General features: G+C 42.8%; 3 protein-coding genes. All 3 read right to left on the bottom strand.

What is annotated here, in order from left to right:
• Positions 1–511 (bottom strand): beta-ketoacyl synthase N-terminal-like domain-containing protein (locus ACP45E_RS00535; RefSeq protein WP_277815663.1); only part of this gene is annotated, 511 nt, incomplete at its 3' end.
• 91 nt (positions 512–602) lie between these two features.
• The gene (acpP, locus tag ACP45E_RS00530) at positions 603–836 is read right to left on the bottom strand and encodes an acyl carrier protein (protein WP_005595964.1); all 234 of its coding nucleotides are present in this window, start codon (positions 834–836) and stop codon (positions 603–605) included.
• A 234-nt stretch (positions 837–1,070) separates the two neighbouring features.
• Positions 1,071–1,412, bottom strand: a 342-nt coding sequence (locus tag ACP45E_RS00525; RefSeq protein ID WP_141707153.1) for an SDR family oxidoreductase, incomplete at its 5' end; no start/stop codon positions are given.

Raw genomic sequence — 1,412 nt, 5'->3', positions numbered from 1 at the left:
TGTTGTGAAGGCCTGTTGTACATGCTGTTGAAATAGCAATGTTAGGACCGCGTAAACCGCGCATAATCGATAAGTGCCCAGCAACCATGTTTACGATCGTTGATGGAACAAAAAATGGGCTGACTTTGCGAGGACCTTTTTCAATAAGAGTATTGTGCCCTTTCTCAATCAAATCTAAGCCACCAATTCCCGATCCAATTGCTACGCCAACGCGTGGGGCATTGTCTTCGGTAATGGTAAGGCCAGAGTCATCCATTGCTTGGATGCCTGCCGCGACACCGTATTGGATAAATAAATCCATCTTACGAGCATCTTTTTTAGTCATATACTCTTCGCAGTTAAAGTCTTTGACTAAACCTGCAAAGCGAGTAGTAAAATTGGTAGTGTCATAATGATCGATATCAACGATACCGCTTTGACCGGCTAGCAGGGCTTTCCATGAAGATTCTACAGAGTTGCCTACCGGTGACAGCATACCCATGCCAGTGACAACAACACGACGCTTGGACACGATATTATTCTCCGGGATTGAAGTGATTCTATGAAAGGTATAGAAATACTAGAAAAAACACAGGCGGCTAGAAAGCCGCCTGGGAGAGATATTACTGAGCGCTGTTTACGTAGTCGATTGCAGCTTGAACAGTAGTGATTTTCTCAGCTTCGTCGTCTGGAATCTCAGTATCAAATTCTTCTTCCAGCGCCATTACTAGCTCAACTGTATCTAAAGAATCTGCACCTAGATCGTCAACAAAAGAAGCTTCGTTTTTAACTTCTGCTTCGTCTACACCTAGCTGTTCAACGATGATTTTTTTTACGCGTTCTTCGATGTTGCTCATTTTTCTTTTCCTTTACAGATGTCGCCTAAATGCGATGATTCCGTAGTTTATTCAAACTATTGAAAGTTGCAAGAGAGACCTTGCTGGTCAAACCACAATTTTAGCGATTTTAACCGAAATTCAGTACATTTTTGACTTAAATCATACACAAGTGTTGTTTATGAAATAGCCAAGCCTTCAATATTGTAGGGTAAATATAAAATTTTACTCACCTAAATATTCAAAACTGTAGTATTAAACCATATACATGCCGCCATTAACATGCAAAGTTTCACCCGTGATATAGGCCGCTTCAGGAGATGCTAAAAATGCGACTGCGGATGCAATTTCACGTGGATCGCCCAAACGACCCGCAGGAACGTTTGATAACGTTGCAGCACGCTGATCATCATTAAGCGCTTTGGTCATGTCTGTTTCGATAAAACCAGGCGCGACGGTATTAACGGTAATGCCACGAGAGGCAACTTCACGAGCCATTGACTTAGTGAAACCAATCACGCCAGCTTTTGCCGCTGCATAGTTGGCTTGCCCTGCATTACCCATTGTACCAACGACAGAACCAACGTTCACGATACG

Source organism: Vibrio genomosp. F10 str. 9ZD137, from assembly GCF_049974785.1.
In the GTDB taxonomy this organism is placed as follows: domain Bacteria; phylum Pseudomonadota; class Gammaproteobacteria; order Enterobacterales; family Vibrionaceae; genus Vibrio.
This window is presented reverse-complemented; position numbering and strand designations above follow the sequence as displayed.

Excerpts from the sequence above, each read along its gene's own strand:
- acpP (WP_005595964.1), bottom strand. The coding sequence starts at position 836 with ATGAGCAACATCGAAGAACGCGTAAAAAAAATCATCGTTGAACAGCTA.